Source organism: Undibacterium sp. Tian12W (genome assembly GCF_049339405.1).
In the GTDB taxonomy this organism is placed as follows: Bacteria; Pseudomonadota; Gammaproteobacteria; order Burkholderiales; family Burkholderiaceae_D; genus Undibacterium.
Genome location: NZ_JBMPPK010000007.1, coordinates 218,071 through 233,944, shown reverse-complemented (window position 1 = coordinate 233,944; position 15,874 = coordinate 218,071). Strand labels below are relative to the sequence as shown.

Annotated in this window: 12 protein-coding genes; 7 read left to right on the top strand and 5 right to left on the bottom strand. The window is 50.8% G+C overall.

Going from position 1 to position 15,874, the window contains the following annotated elements:
- Positions 1 to 13: 13 nt before the first annotated feature.
- Positions 14 to 2,017, bottom strand: a complete 2,004-nt coding sequence (tkt, locus tag ACO0LI_RS11065) for a transketolase (protein ID WP_422951145.1) — start codon at positions 2,015 to 2,017, stop codon at positions 14 to 16.
- A gap of 182 nt (positions 2,018 to 2,199) precedes the next feature.
- Between tkt and ACO0LI_RS11060 the strand changes: the two genes are divergently transcribed.
- The 7 genes from ACO0LI_RS11060 to ACO0LI_RS11030 all read left to right on the top strand — a co-directional run bounded on the left by ACO0LI_RS11060 (position 2,200) and on the right by ACO0LI_RS11030 (position 10,219).
- Positions 2,200 to 5,580, top strand: a complete 3,381-nt coding sequence (locus ACO0LI_RS11060) for an SNF2-related protein (RefSeq protein ID WP_423032603.1) — start codon at positions 2,200 to 2,202, stop codon at positions 5,578 to 5,580.
- Positions 5,581 to 5,590: 10 nt separating this feature from the next.
- Positions 5,591 to 6,826: a polyamine aminopropyltransferase gene (gene speE / locus ACO0LI_RS11055; protein WP_423032602.1), complete on the top strand. Its 1,236-nt coding sequence runs from the start codon at positions 5,591 to 5,593 to the stop codon at positions 6,824 to 6,826.
- Positions 6,827 to 6,853: 27 nt separating this feature from the next.
- Positions 6,854 to 7,351 (top strand): hypothetical protein, encoded by a 498-nt coding sequence (locus tag ACO0LI_RS11050; RefSeq protein ID WP_423032601.1) that lies wholly within the window; start codon positions 6,854 to 6,856, stop codon positions 7,349 to 7,351.
- Entirely contained in the window at positions 7,351 to 8,484 is a 1,134-nt protein-coding gene (locus ACO0LI_RS11045; protein ID WP_423032600.1) for a glutathionylspermidine synthase family protein, read from the top strand. The genes ACO0LI_RS11050 and ACO0LI_RS11045 overlap by 1 nt, the downstream gene beginning before the upstream one ends.
- An 8-nt stretch (positions 8,485 to 8,492) precedes the next feature.
- Complete coding sequence (locus ACO0LI_RS11040) at positions 8,493 to 8,900, top strand: DUF350 domain-containing protein (RefSeq protein WP_162058418.1); 408 nt, start codon at positions 8,493 to 8,495, stop codon at positions 8,898 to 8,900.
- Positions 8,901 to 8,936: 36 nt separating this feature from the next.
- Positions 8,937 to 9,662, top strand: a complete 726-nt coding sequence (locus tag ACO0LI_RS11035) for a 16S rRNA (uracil(1498)-N(3))-methyltransferase (protein ID WP_423032599.1) — start codon at positions 8,937 to 8,939, stop codon at positions 9,660 to 9,662.
- A 131-nt stretch (positions 9,663 to 9,793) separates the two neighbouring features.
- The gene (locus tag ACO0LI_RS11030) at positions 9,794 to 10,219 is read left to right on the top strand and encodes a YidB family protein (RefSeq protein WP_423032598.1); all 426 of its coding nucleotides are present in this window, start codon (positions 9,794 to 9,796) and stop codon (positions 10,217 to 10,219) included.
- Between the two features lie 60 nt (positions 10,220 to 10,279).
- Here the strand turns inward: ACO0LI_RS11030 and ACO0LI_RS11025 are convergent, their stop codons facing one another.
- From ACO0LI_RS11025 to ACO0LI_RS11010, 4 genes are all read right to left on the bottom strand, one after another.
- A complete protein-coding gene (locus ACO0LI_RS11025) occupies positions 10,280 to 10,921 on the bottom strand; it encodes an alanyl-tRNA editing protein (protein ID WP_423032597.1) in 642 nt (213 codons plus the stop codon).
- On the bottom strand, positions 10,918 to 11,826 hold the full coding sequence (locus ACO0LI_RS11020) for an ADP-ribosylglycohydrolase family protein (protein WP_423032596.1): 909 nt from the start codon (positions 11,824 to 11,826) through the stop codon (positions 10,918 to 10,920). Before ACO0LI_RS11020 ends, ACO0LI_RS11025 begins: the two co-directional genes overlap by 4 nt.
- Before the next feature lie 99 nt (positions 11,827 to 11,925).
- The gene (locus ACO0LI_RS11015; RefSeq protein WP_423032595.1) at positions 11,926 to 12,546 is read right to left on the bottom strand and encodes a glutathione S-transferase family protein; all 621 of its coding nucleotides are present in this window, start codon (positions 12,544 to 12,546) and stop codon (positions 11,926 to 11,928) included.
- Positions 12,547 to 12,678: 132 nt separating this feature from the next.
- Positions 12,679 to 15,471: an Ig-like domain-containing protein gene (locus ACO0LI_RS11010; protein ID WP_423032594.1), complete on the bottom strand. Its 2,793-nt coding sequence runs from the start codon at positions 15,469 to 15,471 to the stop codon at positions 12,679 to 12,681.
- Positions 15,472 to 15,874: the final 403 nt, after the last annotated feature.

Genomic DNA, 15,874 nt, shown 5'->3' with positions numbered 1-15,874 from the left:
TCTTCCTGCTTATTTACGCCAGTGTCGCTTTTACTTTGGCAACGACATTGTCAACAGTGAAGCCAAAGTATTTGAACAGGACGCCAGCCGGTGCTGATTCACCAAACGTATCGATACCAACCACTGCACCTTCCAAACCTACGTACTTATACCAGAAGTCGGTAACACCGGCTTCGATGGCAATACGTGGCAAGCCCTTGCCCAATACTGCTGCTTTATAGGCGGCATCCTGACGATCAAATACGTCAGTACAAGGCATGGATACTACGCGCACGGCAATACCTTGCTGTGCCAGTTCTGCAGCAGATTTGACAGCCAGTTCAATTTCAGAACCAGTAGCGATCAATACCGCCTTGGCATCAGCCACGTCTTGCAAGACATAGCCACCGCGCTGGATATCAGCGATTTGCTGAGAAGTGCGCTCTTGATACGGCAGGTTCTGGCGCGAGAAAATCAGGGTCGATGGACCATCATTGCGTTTGACAGCATGCGCCCAGGCAGCAGCAGATTCCACCGTGTCGCATGGACGCCAGTTATCCAGGTTAGGAATCAGGCGCATGCTCGATACGTGTTCTACTGATTGATGGGTAGGACCATCTTCACCCAGGCCGATAGAGTCATGGGTGAATACAAACAGAGTACGGATTTTCATCAGCGCAGCCATGCGTATGGCATTGCGGCTGTAATCAGAGAAAGTCAGGAAGGTTGCGCCAAACGGGATATAACCGCCATGCAGGGCGATACCATTCATCATCGCGCTCATACCAAATTCACGCACGCCATAATTGATATGGTTACCAGCCTGGTTGCCACGTACCGCGATGCTTTCTTTCCAGTTGGTCAGGTTGGAACCTGTCAAATCGGCAGAACCGCCGAGGAACTCTGGCAGCGATGGGGCAAATGCCTGGATCGCATTCTGGCTGGCCTTGCGGGTAGCGATGTTTTCTTTTTTCTCTACGCAGGATGCAATCGCATTCGCCACCACCTCATCGAAGTTGGCTGGCAAGTCGCCATTCATGCGGCGTGTCAGTTCAGCCGCTTTTTGCGGGAACTGGGCTGTGTAGGCTGCAAATTGTGCATTCCATTCGGCTTCGGCTTTGGCACCACCTGCTTTGGCATCCCAGGCTTCATAGACATCAGCCGGTACTTCAAATGGTGGATATTCCCAGCCTATGTGCGCACGTACTGCTGCAATTTCCTTGTCACCCAAAGCGGCACCGTGCACATTGTGTGTGCCTTCCATATTCGGTGAACCTTTGCCGATGACGGTTTTGCAGCAGATCAGGGTAGGCTTATCAGATGTTTTGGCAGCAGCAATAGCATTGGCCACGGCTTCAGCATTGTGGCCATCAATTGCCGGGATCACATTCCAGCCATAGGCTTCAAAGCGTTTTGGCGTGTTGTCAGTGAACCAGCCTTCGACATGACCGTCAATGGAGATGCCATTGTCATCCCAGAAAGCGATCAATTTATTCAGTTGCAGCGTACCCGCCAGTGAACAGGCTTCATGCGAAATGCCTTCCATCAGGCAGCCATCGCCCATGAAAGCATAGGTGTAATGATCAACGACTTTCAAGTCGCCCTGATTGAATTCGGCTGCCAGCAGCTTTTCAGCAAGTGCCATACCAACGGCATTGGTAATACCCTGACCGAGTGGGCCAGTGGTGGTTTCCACACCTGGTGTCACGTGCACTTCAGGGTGACCGGCAGTTTTGGAATGCAGTTGACGGAAATTCTTGATCTCTTCGATAGGCAGGTCATAGCCTGTCAGGTGCAACAGCGAATAATGCAACATTGAGCCGTGGCCATTTGACAACACAAAGCGGTCGCGGTTGATCCATTTAGGATTGGCAGGATTGTGACGATAAAAGCCTTTCCACAAAGCAACAGCGATATCTGCCATGCCCATAGGCGCGCCTGGGTGGCCAGAATTGGCTTTTTGTACGGCATCCATGGACAAGGCACGAATTGCATTGGCCATCTTGGTAAGTGTTGCTGGCTGAAGAGATGAAATCATGGTGTCAGAAAGTAGTCTTGAGAAAACTGGTCAGTGTTGCGAGCTGGGAACATGAAACTATCCCCGCGAAAACCCGATATTTTACCAGAGCATGGGGTCCATACTACAATTGCGACGCTTCAGAAGCGCAATCAGGCGCTTTTAAACTGTAAAATCACTGGGTTTACATATAAAGCTTACGCATGTCATCAAAAAAACGTCACTTCTCCCTCGACGATCTTGCCCGGCAATTTCCTCATGAGGTGTTCATACGCGGTATCAACTATGCAACAGAAAACAAGGTCAGGGGTTGGAGTTTCGACAATGACTTTGTCGAGAGTGAAGTCCAGGGCAGTGGCCGCAATATTTATGCTCAAGAGATAGAGCTGGTATTTGAAAACGGCAAACTGGAAGCAGTGAATGGTTCTTGCAGTTGCCCGGTTGAATACAATTGCAAACATGTGGCGGCAGTTTTGCTGAATATCCTCGATCATCACAACAAAGCCCATGCCCTGCCCGGCCATGCCGACGGCAATGATGCTGCGCTGGGTTTCAATGAACAGAAATGGCTGCGTGAGCTGGAATTTGCCACGCATGAATCCCCAACTCCAGCGACCGACACAGAATTTGCCAAAGACGAGCTGGAAGATGGCATGCTGATTTTTAGCCTGTCCACCGTATCTGGCAGCAAAGAAGTGCGCCTGATACCGGGCAAGGCCAAGCAAAATGCCAAAGGCGACTTGAAATATACCAAGCTGTCGTTGGCGGTGCGCGACATGATGAAGTCAGCCAACTTCTTGCAGGAAACAGATTACGAATTGCTGGCGCTCTTCAATATGTGCACCATGAATTCGTTTTATTACTCGCATTATTCTCCCAAGGGCAGGATGGGTGCGGTCTTGCTGGAGCGTGTTGCCAAGGCTGGCAAACTGTATTGGCTCAATACCGAAAATAAGCAAAATCATTTATCCAGGCTGGCTTACCACCCTTTGCAACAGGCACACCTGGTCTGGCAAGAAGAAAATGACTACCTGCGCCTGCGCTGGCAACTGGATAGCAACGAAGAGGATGCACCTGCCCCGCCATATATCCTGCCCACCGAACCACCCTGGCTGATAGGGCATGATAGCTGTGGCGAGCTGCATTTAGCAGCGACCAGCAAGTTCCCTCTTCCTGCCCTGATCAATCTGGTGCAGGAAGCGCCGTTACTAGCTGTGGGACGGGCAGACACCAGGCAGGCAATGGCCAACCGTCTGCTGGACATGGGCTTGCAAAACCTGATCCCCTTACCGGCAGAACTGGACGCACAACTGCGTGCAGATATACGTATGCGCCCGGTGCTGGAACTGAATAGTTTGACGACATCCAGCACATGCACTGACTTTGCCATTCTCAAATTCGCCTATGAAGACGCGGTAGCCGAGTCAGACCAGACCGGAGATCATTTGCTGCGCCGTGGCCAGCATGGCCTGGAAAAAATACTCAGGGATTTGCCTGCTGAACAGAGTGCCATGCAAACCCTGCAGGATTTAGGCTTTCAATCTCAGCCGGTAGCAGGCCATGAAAAGGAACTTTTACTTTGCCTGACCGACCAAAATGCCTGGCTGAATTTTGCAACAAAAGACTTGCCTGAGCTGATCAGCCAGGGCTGGGACATCCGTCAGCAAAATGACTACCGCTACGACCTGCAAGAAGTGGAAGACTGGTATGCCGAGGTTGATGAAGATAACCAGCAATCCGTCTGGTTCGAACTGGAACTGGGCATCGTCGTCAACCAGGCCAAGATTTCACTGTTACCGCTGCTGGTCAGCCTGATACGCCAGGCGCCGCAAGACTTTAGCCTGCAACAAGTCAACCAGCGTGCCGATGATGAACAAGTCTTGCTGGCCCTGCCGGACAATACCCGGGTCGCCTTGCCCTATGCGCGCATCAAACCTATCTTGCTGATACTGGGTGAATTGTATTTCAATGAGCATCAAGGCGACAAACTGCGCCTGCCCATGCTGGATGCGGCACGCCTGGCAGAACTGTCAGCCACTACCCACTTGCGCTGGATAGGTGGCGAACGCCAGCAAAGCTTTGGCAAGCGACTGGCAGAATTTGGTGGCATCAGCAGCATCACACCCCCTGCTGGTTTGCAGGCCAGCCTGCGTGATTACCAAAAAGAAGGCGTGGCATGGATGCAGTTTTTGCGCGAGTACCAGCTTGCCGGTATCCTCGCTGATGACATGGGCTTGGGCAAGACCATACAAACCCTGACCCATATCCTCATGGAAAAAGAAGCTGGCCGCTTGACCCAGCCAGCGCTGGTGGTTGCCCCCACCAGCCTCATGGATAACTGGGCCAGCGAAGCGCAACGCTTCACGCCTGATCTGCGCGTGCTGGTCTTGCAAGGCAAAGACCGTAGTAAATTGTTTGAACAAATCCCGCAAGTCGATCTGGTACTGACCACCTACGCCCTGTTGCCACGCGATGAAGAAGCCCTGCGTCAGCACCGCTACCATTTGCTGATACTCGATGAGGCACAGTACATCAAGAATGCCCAGGCCAAGGCTAGCCAGACTGCCAGCCTGTTGCAGGCCAACCATCGCTTGTGTCTGACTGGCACGCCACTGCAAAATCATCTGGGCGAACTGTGGTCGCAATTTAACTTCCTCATGCCTGGCCTGCTGGGTGATATCAAGTCATTTACCAAGGACTTCCAGCACCCCATAGAAAAGCTCGGTGACAGCCAGCGCCATGCCTTGCTGACGCGCCGCATCAAGCCCTTCTTATTGCGCCGTACCAAGGACAAAGTAGCGACAGAATTGCCAGCCAAGACCGAAGTCTTGCGCCACATAGAACTCAGCGGCGCACAACGCGACCTGTATGAAACCGTGCGCCTGGCCATGGATGAAAAAGTCCGCGAAGAAATCGCCAAGAAAGGTGTGGCACGCAGCCAGATCGTTATTCTAGATGCGCTGCTGAAACTGCGTCAGGTATGCTGCGACCCACGCTTGGTCAAAATTACCGGTGCCAAGGCCACCACCGTTACCAAATCTACTAAAGGTGGTAAGGATAAGATGCCACCGTCAGCCAAGCTGGAAGAATTACTAAGCATGATCGATGACTTGCTTGCTGAAGGCCGCAAGATCCTGGTGTTTTCACAATTCACCAGCATGCTGGCCCTGATCGCCGAAGCGCTGACTGAAAAACAATTGCGCTTCGCCATACTGACAGGCGACACCGAGCACCGGGGTGAAGTGGTACGCCGCTTCCAGGAAGGTGATATCCCTCTATTTCTCATTAGTCTGAAAGCTGGCGGCGTAGGCTTGAACCTGACCGCTGCCGACACTGTCATCCACTATGACCCTTGGTGGAACCCGGCAGCAGAAAACCAGGCCACTGATCGCGCCTGGCGCATAGGCCAAGACAAGCCAGTATTTGTCTATCGCCTGATTGCCAAGGGCACGCTGGAAGAAAAGATACAGGAAATGCAGGCTAAAAAATCTGACCTGGCCCGTGCCATCCTTGACCAGGGTGAAATCGCCAGCGTGCAACTGACTGCAGAAGATTTGCAGGGCATTTTTGAACCATTGAATTAAAGAAAGACTTATGGAAGGCTTACACCTGACCGCCGACTGCTTTGACTGTGAAGCAGCGCCAGAATATTTCGTCAGCCCACAAAGCCTGCGTCTTTGCCTCAGCAACATCACCGTCGCTGCGGGCCTGACTATCGTCGGGGAAAAATTTCACCCCTTCACGCATGAAGATGGCAGCCCGGCTGGTGTCACCGGTGCCTTGTTGCTGGCAGAGTCACATGTCGCCATCCACACCTGGCCAGAACGCAATGCGGTGACGTTGGATGTGTATGTCTGCAACTTCAATCATGACAATGGCAGCAAGGCCAGGCAAATCGTTGATGCCCTGATTGCTGTTTTCCAGCCACGCACAGTCTCGCGCCAGGAATTGCAACGCGGTGAACATGGTCCGGCCATGGCCTTTGAAGCCCTGACAGAAGATAGCTTTGCCGCCACCCGTATCAATCAGGTATTGGCACGCCAGCGTAGCGCCATGCAGGAGATTGACATTGTCGACACTACAGATTTTGGGAAAGTCATGCGCATAGACGGTGCCATGATGACTTCAGAAAAAGATGAATTCTTTTATCATGAATGCCTGGTGCACCCTGCGGCGATGACCCATCCGGAGCCACACACTGCCCTCATCATCGGTGGTGGTGACGGTGGTTCCTGCGAAGAATTACTCAAGCACCCCACCATCAACAGCATCACCCTGTGTGAAATTGACATAGAAGTCGTCAAGATGGCACGTCAGCACCTGGCTAGTATTCATCGCGGCGCACTGGATGATCCAAAAATACAACACCGTTATGAAGATGGCTTTGCCTATATCCACAACAGTGCAGAGCAATTTGACCTGATACTGCTGGATCTGACCGACCCGGTCAGCCCGAATGGTAACTCACTGGCAGCCACCTGCATGACAGAAGAATTTTTCCAGGCTTGTGCGCAAAGGCTGACTGAGCAAGGCATGCTGGTACTGCATCTGGGCAGTCCCTATTATCATCCGCAACGCTTTGCTGATACCTTGAAGAAACTCAGTAATATATTTCCGCAACTACATCCCTATACAGTATTCATTCCCTTGTATGGGGCTTTATGGGGAATGGCTATTGCCAGCAAGCATGGCAACCCATTATCGATAAGCCCGTCAACGGTAAATCTTCAGATCAAACACCGTGGTTTGCCATTGCTAAAGTATTACAATGGCGATGTGCATCAGGCATTATTTGCCTTACCCAATTATGTGAAAGACCTGATGCCCTAATTCCTAGACAGGAAAACAGGAGAAACCGTGAGTGCCGGAATAAGCAAACAACATGGCAAACGCAGAGTCAGCCGCACTCTGCCGCTAATGCTAGTGACCAGTGCTGCCCTGACTGCGTGCAGCGTCAGCAGCGATAGTGCCGACAATAATGGCAGTGGCGGCAGCCAGGAACTGACATCCATACGCGATCAGTATAAAAACCTGGAAGACTGCCAGAAAGACTGGGGTACTGGCACGGCCTGCGAAACCGTCGCCTCCAGTACTGACCTCAATGCTGCCAGCATACCAGCCTCATCGACTGGTAGCAGCTATACAGGCACCAGTGGCAGCCACTACAGCGGTTACTCCCACAGTTTTTTCGGGCCATATTATTCGCCTGGTTATCGCGACACGGTGCAAAGAAACTTTGGCGTACACAATTCCAGTAGTGACCATGCCGTCAGCCGCAGTGTATCCACCAGTCGCAGCAGTGTCAGCCGCGGTGGTTTTGGCGGCACTGCACACGGCCACAGCGGGGGTGGTTAATGATAAGGACTTCATTAACGCCACGCACGGGCTGGCAGCAGCAATTTGAATCCCTGGGCTTTACTTACCACTCCATTGATGGCCTGTATTGGGATGAACGTTATGCCTATCGTTTTACTGCCGACCAGGTAGACACACTGGAACAAGCCAGCCTGGACTTGCACCAGATGTCATTGCAAGCGGTGGACCATGTCGTCAAACACGGCATGCAAGAAAAATTTGCCATTCCCCAGGCATTCTGGTCGCAAGTCGAAGACAACTGGCGCGCAAAAGAATTTTCTTTGTATGGCCGCTTTGACCTGAGCTGGGATGGCACAGGCGCACCCAAGATGCTGGAATACAATGCCGACACACCCACCGGACTGGTCGAATCCAGTGTCGCTCAATGGTATTGGTTGCAGGATGTATTTCCTGATGCTGACCAGTTCAATTCCCTGCATGAAAAACTCATAGAACAGTGGAAAAAATTCCCTGGCAAAGGTCTGCTTCACTTTGCCTGTGCCGGTGGCAATGAAGAAGACGAAGGCAATCTCTCTTACCTGCGCGACACAGCGATACAGGCGGGCTTTGCCACCAAACAATGCGCGATAGAATCCCTGGGCTGGGATGAAGACGAAGGCGTGTTCGTCGATGATCTCGACAGCCGTATCGATAACCTGTTCAAGCTCTACCCATGGGAATGGCTGTGCCGCGAAGATTTTTCCAATCACTTGCTCAAGCGCCCCATGCGCATCATAGAACCAGCCTGGAAAATGATCTTGTCGAACAAGGCGATATTGCCGATATTGTGGGAACTGTTTCCGAATCACCCAAATCTCTTGCCCGCATACTTCGATGTATGGCGTATCAGCGGCAACCATGTGAAAAAACCTCTGTACTCACGAGAGGGAGAAAACATTTCCATCTATGCCAATGGCGAAGTCATGCATACTGGTGGTGATTATGGTGATGAAGGCTATATCTACCAGGCATACGCGCCACAGCCAAAATTTGATGATGGCATCACGCCGGCATACACGTCTATTGGCGCCTGGATAGTGGGTGATGAACCAGCCGGCATAGGTATACGTGAAGATGAAACCCTGATCACAAAAAACACCAGCCGTTTCATTCCCCATTATTTTGTAGAATAGGATAACCCATGAGTGAACAATTACTGGCACACGGCCTACTCGCCTTCTTCAGCCATATTGCTGCCGCTTTCGTCTTGCTGGCGATATTTGTCGTGGTGTATATACGTATCACGCCTTACCGCGAGATCGCCTTGATACGCGAAGGTAATATTGCTGCAGCAGCCAGCCTGTCTGGCGCAGTGCTGGGTTATTGCACTGCCCTGGCATCGGCCATTGCCAATAGTGTCAGTCTGATTGATATGTGCTTCTGGGGTGTGATAGCGCTACTCATACAATTACTGGCCTTTGGTATTGCCCGCTTGTTGATACCCGGCATAGTCTCTGACATACCAGGTAATAAAATTGCCTCTGGCGTTTTTCTTGGTGCCCTGAGTCTGGGCCTGGGTATGCTGAATGCTGCCTGCATGACCTATTAAAAATTAATGATTTTGCTTTTGAATACAGAGAATTGAATGCCACGTTTTTACTGCCCTCTCCCTTTAAGCATAGGGATCACCATCGACCTCCCTGATGAAGTCGCGCACCATGTTTTTGTGTTGCGCCAGAATGTGGGCGATAACATTCATATTTTTAATGGCGAAGGTGGCAGCTATGTCGCCACCCTAACCCAGGTCGCCAAGAAAAACGTGACCGCAGAAGTCAAAGTATTTTTGCCAGAAGAATGTGAACTGCCCTATTCGCTGAATCTGGTGCAGGCCCTGCCAGAAGCATCAAAGATGGACTGGATCATAGAAAAAGCCATGGAACTGGGCGTCAGTGCAATCCAGCCACTGGCGGCGCAACGCTGTGTCGTCAAACTGTCAGCAGAACGCGCCGAGAAAAAGCAGGCGCACTGGCAAGGCATCATCGTAGCCGCGGCTGAACAATGTGGCCGCAACCGCCTTGCTCACCTGGCACCATTGATGAATTTCAACCAGTGGCTGAGCCAGCAAGATATGCATCAGCGAATATTGCTGACGCCGCGCGCAGAACAATCATTGGCAGACTGGTCACGCCATCATCCTGCACAAGCAGTCAGCTTGATGGTTGGGCCTGAGGGCGGTTATTCCGATGAAGAAGAAAACCTCACCATTAAACACGGCGTACTGGCACTGTCCATGGGGCCACGCATATTACGCACCGAGACTGCAGGGCTGGCAGCGATTGCGATATTAAATGCAGCATGGGGCGGAATGTAACTGCCCCAAGTCAACTAAAAGAGAAAATTTCCATCGCCGTAAAACATTGTCAAATTTCATACAGAGTTCACAATTCCCGTCGATACTCAGATTTACACTTGCTACACTTTACCAATTCAAAGAGGAACATCATGGGATTACTCGATAGCGCATTAGGCATGCTTGGCGGCATGAACCAGGACAATGATGGCAAGGCAGGCCTGATGCAGGCAGTGGTTGCCATGCTGGGTGACAAACAAGCTGGTGGCGTTGGTGGTTTGCAAGCCCTGATCAGCGCGTTCCACCAGGCAGGCCTGGCTGACATCGTGCAATCATGGATAGGCACAGGACAAAACATGCCCATCTCTGCCGCGCAAATCCAGCAAGCCCTGAGTGGTGGGCAGTTGCAGCAACTAGCTGATGCTGCAGGCATTTCACATGAAGGTGCCGCAAGCCACCTCGCTGAATTTTTGCCAGGCATTATCGATCACCTGACACCACATGGCCAGGTGCCCGAAGCTGGCAATATCAACCCGGCTGCGGTGCTACAACAGTTTTCATCCTTGTTTGGCAAGTAGTCTCAGCTGCTTATTTATAGCGTAAAGAAAACAGCGACCGATATTTCAGTCGCTGTTTTTTTATGGCAAAAGGTAAATCTCTACCCTCTCCTTACCTCGCCCGATATTGTTACGCTTCAATCTGATTTGCCCCAGTTCGCCAGTGTGTTTGACGTGAGTACCGCCGCAAGGTACTCGGGAAAATCCTGCAATTTCCCAATAGCGTCTTCCTGACGCTTCATCTTCAAAAGCACATGTAATGTTAAGATCAGCATCAATGATGGCTTGCGCTTCTTGCGTATAAGCAGGCAGCAAGGGTGCGATGCTTTCAGGCCAGATAAAATCTATGCGTGCCTTGTCTTGCGCAATATGGGCACCGACCTTGCCCACGCCAGGCAGCGACTTGTAAAACAATTCCAGCACTAGCTCAGCCGCAAAATGCAGGCGCATGAGGCGATAACGTCTATCCCAATCAATGCAAACTTCGACATCCTGCCCGGCCTGTAAACCGTGGCCTTCTGCCAGGGTATATACCAACTCCAGCCCTTCCTTGCGTGCCGCAACAACTGCTTGCCCGGCAATGCTGCCATGATCACTTTCTTGCCCACCAGAGAAGGCAAAGAAAATGGTCGATGCGAGGTAAATGTCACTGCCCTCCACTTTGCTGACTTGCGTTTGCAAACTGGTTTGATACGGGTCATCCCAAAAGCTTTTCTTTGTCAATTTGCATCCCTGGATTCAAGATACCAGCCTGGCAGAGCTTCGCGTCTCGCTCTCCAGCTTTCAGGAATACCTTTGTCGCCAACGAAGGAGGCAACAACACCTCCTGCAATCGCACATAAAGTATCGCGATCCCCACCTGCACTGACAGTCAGCCACATGGTTTTTTCAAAATCTTCCAGTGCCTGTCCGCAACACCACAAGGCCAGCGGTACTGTATCTTGTGCCGACATATGATTACCATTACCCAGAACAGAAACCAGAAAATCCATAGACCCTGCTGTCGCTATGGATTGCGCGCGAACCAGTTTGGAACGCACTTCACTTTGCGGTAACAAGTCGATAATTTTTCCTAAAAATTCTGCATGTTTGGGTCTTACTCCCGCATCGCTGTAAAGGCAAGCCTGCGCGGCAGCTAATGCAACTGCAACGGCTCCTGCTATTCCCTCTGGATGCGCATGTGTCACTTCGGCAGACAAACTTGCCTGCCTCATTAACAAACCCAGGTCATCGGCGAAATATGCACCCAATGGTGCTGCACGCATGGCAGCGCCATTGCCATAAGACCCCTGCCCTTCAAAAGCGCTGGCAACCACCTCCTGCCATGCTTCGCCAGCATCAATGCGTGCCAGCACTCTGTGCATGGAAGGGCCATAAGCACGGTCATAGCTATAGTGTTTCGCAAAGCTTTTTGCGAGGATGTCCTGATCAATTTCCCCATGACTGCGCAGTACATGTACGATGGACAAAGTCATCTCTGTGTCATCAGTAAAGTACCAGGGGGCATCAGGTAGTTGCGGCCCCTCAGCAAGCAGCAACTGATTTTCTGTCTGAAAAAAACACTGTCCAAAAGCATCGCCGATGGATAAACCTTCCAGTGACGTCAGTGCGCGTTCTAATGATTTCATTATTCAGGTATTTTTTTTATATGCTAAACAAACCCAAAATCAAAGTTTGATCTCAACCTTAAATCTTGATTTGATTTTCTGTCAATGGCAATGCCATATTTAAGCCACGCCCTGGCAGGCAATCGGACAAGCATTGCGTATCTCAGCATCTGACATCAGGAAAGTCCAGTGTTGTTCGTAACGTGGCAATTCAGTCGCAAGTCGCCCCAGGTCCAAGGCTTTGCGATAAATGATACTGACAAAAATATCTGCCATCGTAAATTGCTTGCCAATTGCAAATTGACTTTGTAGCCATAAACGATTTTGCAATTTTTCCAAATTAATAAACAGCCACTTGGCACGCACCGGCCGCATCTGCTCCTTGCTCCAGTCGGGATGATAATAGCGGACGGTACTGCTATTTTGCTGAGGGTGTATGGAAGAATTGACTGCCTCGCAAATCTCCCGCACCTGTGCGCGCGCGAAGACCTCGGTATATTGCAGTGGTGGATTGGGCGCAATCTCTTCAATGAATTCCGCCATGGCCATGGATTCACTGAGAGCAATGCCATCGACTTCCATCAGCGGTACGCGGGCAAAGGGGCTCAGCAATCTGACCTGCTCACCAACATCACCCAAGCCTACATCAATGCGCTCGTATGTAACTTTTTTATAGTCAAGTATCCACAACAGGCGTTCGCAGCAATTCGCATCTGGTGCGTGATAGAACCTGATCTTCATTTTTGTCTCCGGCATTCGTTGGGTGGATGGCTTGGTTAGATGGCATATCTTACCGCGAATCGCACGAATAAAAAAACCCGCCAGACCTGGCGGGTTTTTCCCGTTTTTACTACTCAAGCGTATGAAAAGAGTTTATTGCGAAATCAGCGATATATCATCGATCAGGAAAGATGTCGCTGTCACACTACCTTCAACGCCCACAAAATACACGCGTATGGTCTGACCTTTATAGCTGCTCAGGTCAAAGGTTTTGTTGACATAGGTCGTCCCCTTGTTCAGGTTAGAGTAAGTCGCCAGCGTTGCCAATACTGTGCCACTGCTGTTTTGAATTTGCAGCTTGAGGGTATCGTAAGCCTGGGTAGTCGTGGTTTCGTCGGAACTCACTTTCAGCCAGAAACTCAGGCTGGCAGATGTTGCTGCGGCAGGGATAGTCACTTGCTGATACAGAGTATCAGTGTGGGCACTGCCATAGCCATTGAGCCAGGCTTTGTAGCTGCCTGTACGCGATGCTTCAGAGCCACCGGTACTGATGACGCCTGAACTAGCCGTCCATGAAGTGGCACCACTCTCGAAGCCGCCGTTGGTAATCAACTGTGTAGAGGTACTGTTATTGACAGTAAAACTCACGGTAGAAGAAGTACCAATATTATTGGCAGCATCATAGGCTTTGGCAACCAGGCTATGCGTACCGTTCGACAAAGTAGTTGAATTCAATGTCGTTGAATATGGTGACGTCGTGCTGGTCGCTTTCAGTGCACCATCGACATAAAACTCCACTTTGGTCACGCCCACATTATCTGTCGCTGTCGCTGACAGGCTAATGTTACCACTGGTGCCGCTTTCACTGGCCGACACTGTAGGTGCAGTCGTATCACTGACTGGGTTATTGATAGTGAAGCTGACTGCCGATGAAGTGCCAACATTATTGGCCGCATCGTAGGCCTTGGCGACCAGGCTGTGGCTGGCATTGGTCAAGGTCGTGGAGTTCAGCGTCATGCTGTACGGCGTGCTGGTGGCAGTACCTTTGAGTGCACCATCGACATAGAATTCCACTTTGCTGACACCAACATTATCTGTCGCATTGGCAGACAAGGTGATGTTGCCGCTAGTACCGGATTCGCCTGCGCTGACTGTCGGTGGCGTGCTGTCTGTACTATTCGACTGGGTAACCCAAATCGGTGCAGACCACAGGATTTTACCGTCATCCTGGGTGATCTTTGCATAGTAAAAATGCTCGCCCACTGCAGGAGTAATCGTTGTCGTTGCAGTGCTGGACAATTGCGTGACTGTGCCATTACGGCCTGGTACGCCTTCATAGATCACCACGGTAGAAACAGTACGGCCACTGGTGCTGGCAAAATTGCTGACCAGGGTCAACGGGCCACTATTGGTGAAGCGCTCACCCATGATATGGCCATTCGCAGTCAGGATAATTTGCGAAGTTTTGTCCATGGTGGCAAAAATGCGGCGTGCCTTCATGGCATCGACGAAATTTGCATTATTCAAAGCAGCGCCGTTTGCCAGCAAGATCCCGGTGCGGTTGGTATAAGACGCACCCCAGTTGGCGCAGTGATTATCCTGGTCTGTCGTAAATGCAACGTGGAAACCGGCTTCCAGTGCTTTGTTACAGGCACCTTCATAACTACTACGGCTGGTTTCTGTCTCTGTGGTGTTGGTCGAAAAAGCTGAAGTATTCAAGACTTCGCAGGCAACCATAGCCTGGTCACCGTCGGCGGTGTAGCCAAGTGCAGTACCATTGACGATGAACTGACCACTGCTCGATGGATGATTGAACTGCCCTATCCAACCACGCTGACGCATCAGGGTATACAAGCCAGCATAATCATTCTTGGCAGTCAGTGTGTCTGCGATCAACTGATTGCTGCTATTGTATTCCCAACCCAATAATTCATTGGAGTTGAAAATATTCATGTGGCCGCCATTGTTGATGACGCCCCATTCCAAACCGTAAATCGCCAGGAAGCCAGCATGGCCAGAATTAAAACTGCTCGCCGCTGTCAGACCTGACTGATACAAGTTCTTTGCTGTTACCGGGTTGGCCGAAGTATTCGTGCTGTCAGAACCATCATACATATGGTTATGCTCAGACGTCATCAAAAAGTCCAGCCCCTTGTTCAATGCATATTGATATGCGTCGGTTGGACCATAAGCGGCAGATTGCGGGTTTTGCGCACCTGTACATGAAGTCAGTTCACCACCACCATCACTGTGATTGGTCTGGCTGTGCAGGTTGCCGTAGTAGATAGTGTAAGGCAATGAACCTGTAGCCGCTGCTGGCGGCGGTGCCATGCCTGCGACAGATTTGGCTGTGGATGCAGTGGCAAGTGCCTTGCTGGCCTTGGTCGGCAAGGCAGCAAAGCTTGGCATTTTTGGTGTAGCCAGCTTACCGACTTGCAGCGGCCAGCTTTGTGTAATGATTTCTGTGTCGTGGACAGCCAATGCGCGCTCTACCGTGCTGGCAACATCGCCAGCGGGAGCCGCCTGCAGGGCAGATGTATCCGTCGCCTTGGCGGTAAGCCTGACTTGATAGATGCCATCTTTCAAGGCTGCGCCAGTTGGACCACGGCCACTCCAGAACATTTGTGCGGCGACAGTTTTCTTGAACAGTTTTTCTGTGCCATACCAGCGGTCAACGACCTTGCCATCGCTGCCCAGCAACTCCAGACGCCAGGTGATGGTCTGTTCTTTGGTCACGTAGGGATATTCGAATTCCATCGTAAAGTAACGGGATTCGGCACCGGCTTGTGCATCTGAGCGATATGGCACATGCAGACTTGCGTCAAACTCGTGATGATCCGGGATGGACGCGTAGGCTGCGCCGATACCTGTAAAACTAACTGTGAAGATAAGACCAAGTTGCAGTGCCAGCACTTTTAGCTTGCCGGCTTTTTGTAGACCTTGCATAAAAATATTCCCCCTGAATGATTGTTCATTAGTATTGATCTATGTGGCCGTCTCACACATATCCTCATCCAGATGAAAGTATCAAAGCAGAGTCATACTTTGCCAGCGCGTATCCCATGAGGAACACATCTCTCTCGCTTCTTTTTCTTCAGCCTTTGTTCAGATATCCGTAAGCAGCCATTCTTGTACAGCTCTACTATTTTTCTTACCACCATGCTGTCTGCAGCTTTCCAGAAACGAGATTTAACGACAGTTATATTAAGCAATCGTTTGCGCAAACGATTACTAGATTAACATCCGCTTATGTCAGTTTTGTTACCGAGGTTTGACTTTTTTTAACAAATTTGTGAAAAAACCACTCTTGCTTATCTGTTTTGTGCATTTCTATGACTTTTGCACCACA

Bases quoted from the DNA above. Each gene is read 5' to 3' on its own strand.
- ACO0LI_RS11015 (WP_423032595.1), bottom strand. From the start codon at position 12,546: ATGAAGATCAGGTTCTATCACGCACCAGATGCGAATTGCTGCGAACGC.
- ACO0LI_RS11010 (WP_423032594.1), bottom strand. From the start codon at position 15,471: ATGCAAGGTCTACAAAAAGCCGGCAAGCTAAAAGTGCTGGCACTGCAA.
- ACO0LI_RS11035 (WP_423032599.1), top strand. From the start codon at position 8,937: ATGCCACGTTTTTACTGCCCTCTCCCTTTAAGCATAGGGATCACCATC.
- tkt (WP_422951145.1), bottom strand. From the start codon at position 2,017: ATGATTTCATCTCTTCAGCCAGCAACACTTACCAAGATGGCCAATGCA.
- ACO0LI_RS11030 (WP_423032598.1), top strand. From the start codon at position 9,794: ATGGGATTACTCGATAGCGCATTAGGCATGCTTGGCGGCATGAACCAG.
- ACO0LI_RS11020 (WP_423032596.1), bottom strand. From the start codon at position 11,826: ATGAAATCATTAGAACGCGCACTGACGTCACTGGAAGGTTTATCCATC.
- ACO0LI_RS11040 (WP_162058418.1), top strand. From the start codon at position 8,493: ATGAGTGAACAATTACTGGCACACGGCCTACTCGCCTTCTTCAGCCAT.
- ACO0LI_RS11060 (WP_423032603.1), top strand. From the start codon at position 2,200: ATGTCATCAAAAAAACGTCACTTCTCCCTCGACGATCTTGCCCGGCAA.
- speE (WP_423032602.1), top strand. From the start codon at position 5,591: ATGGAAGGCTTACACCTGACCGCCGACTGCTTTGACTGTGAAGCAGCG.
- ACO0LI_RS11045 (WP_423032600.1), top strand. From the start codon at position 7,351: ATGATAAGGACTTCATTAACGCCACGCACGGGCTGGCAGCAGCAATTT.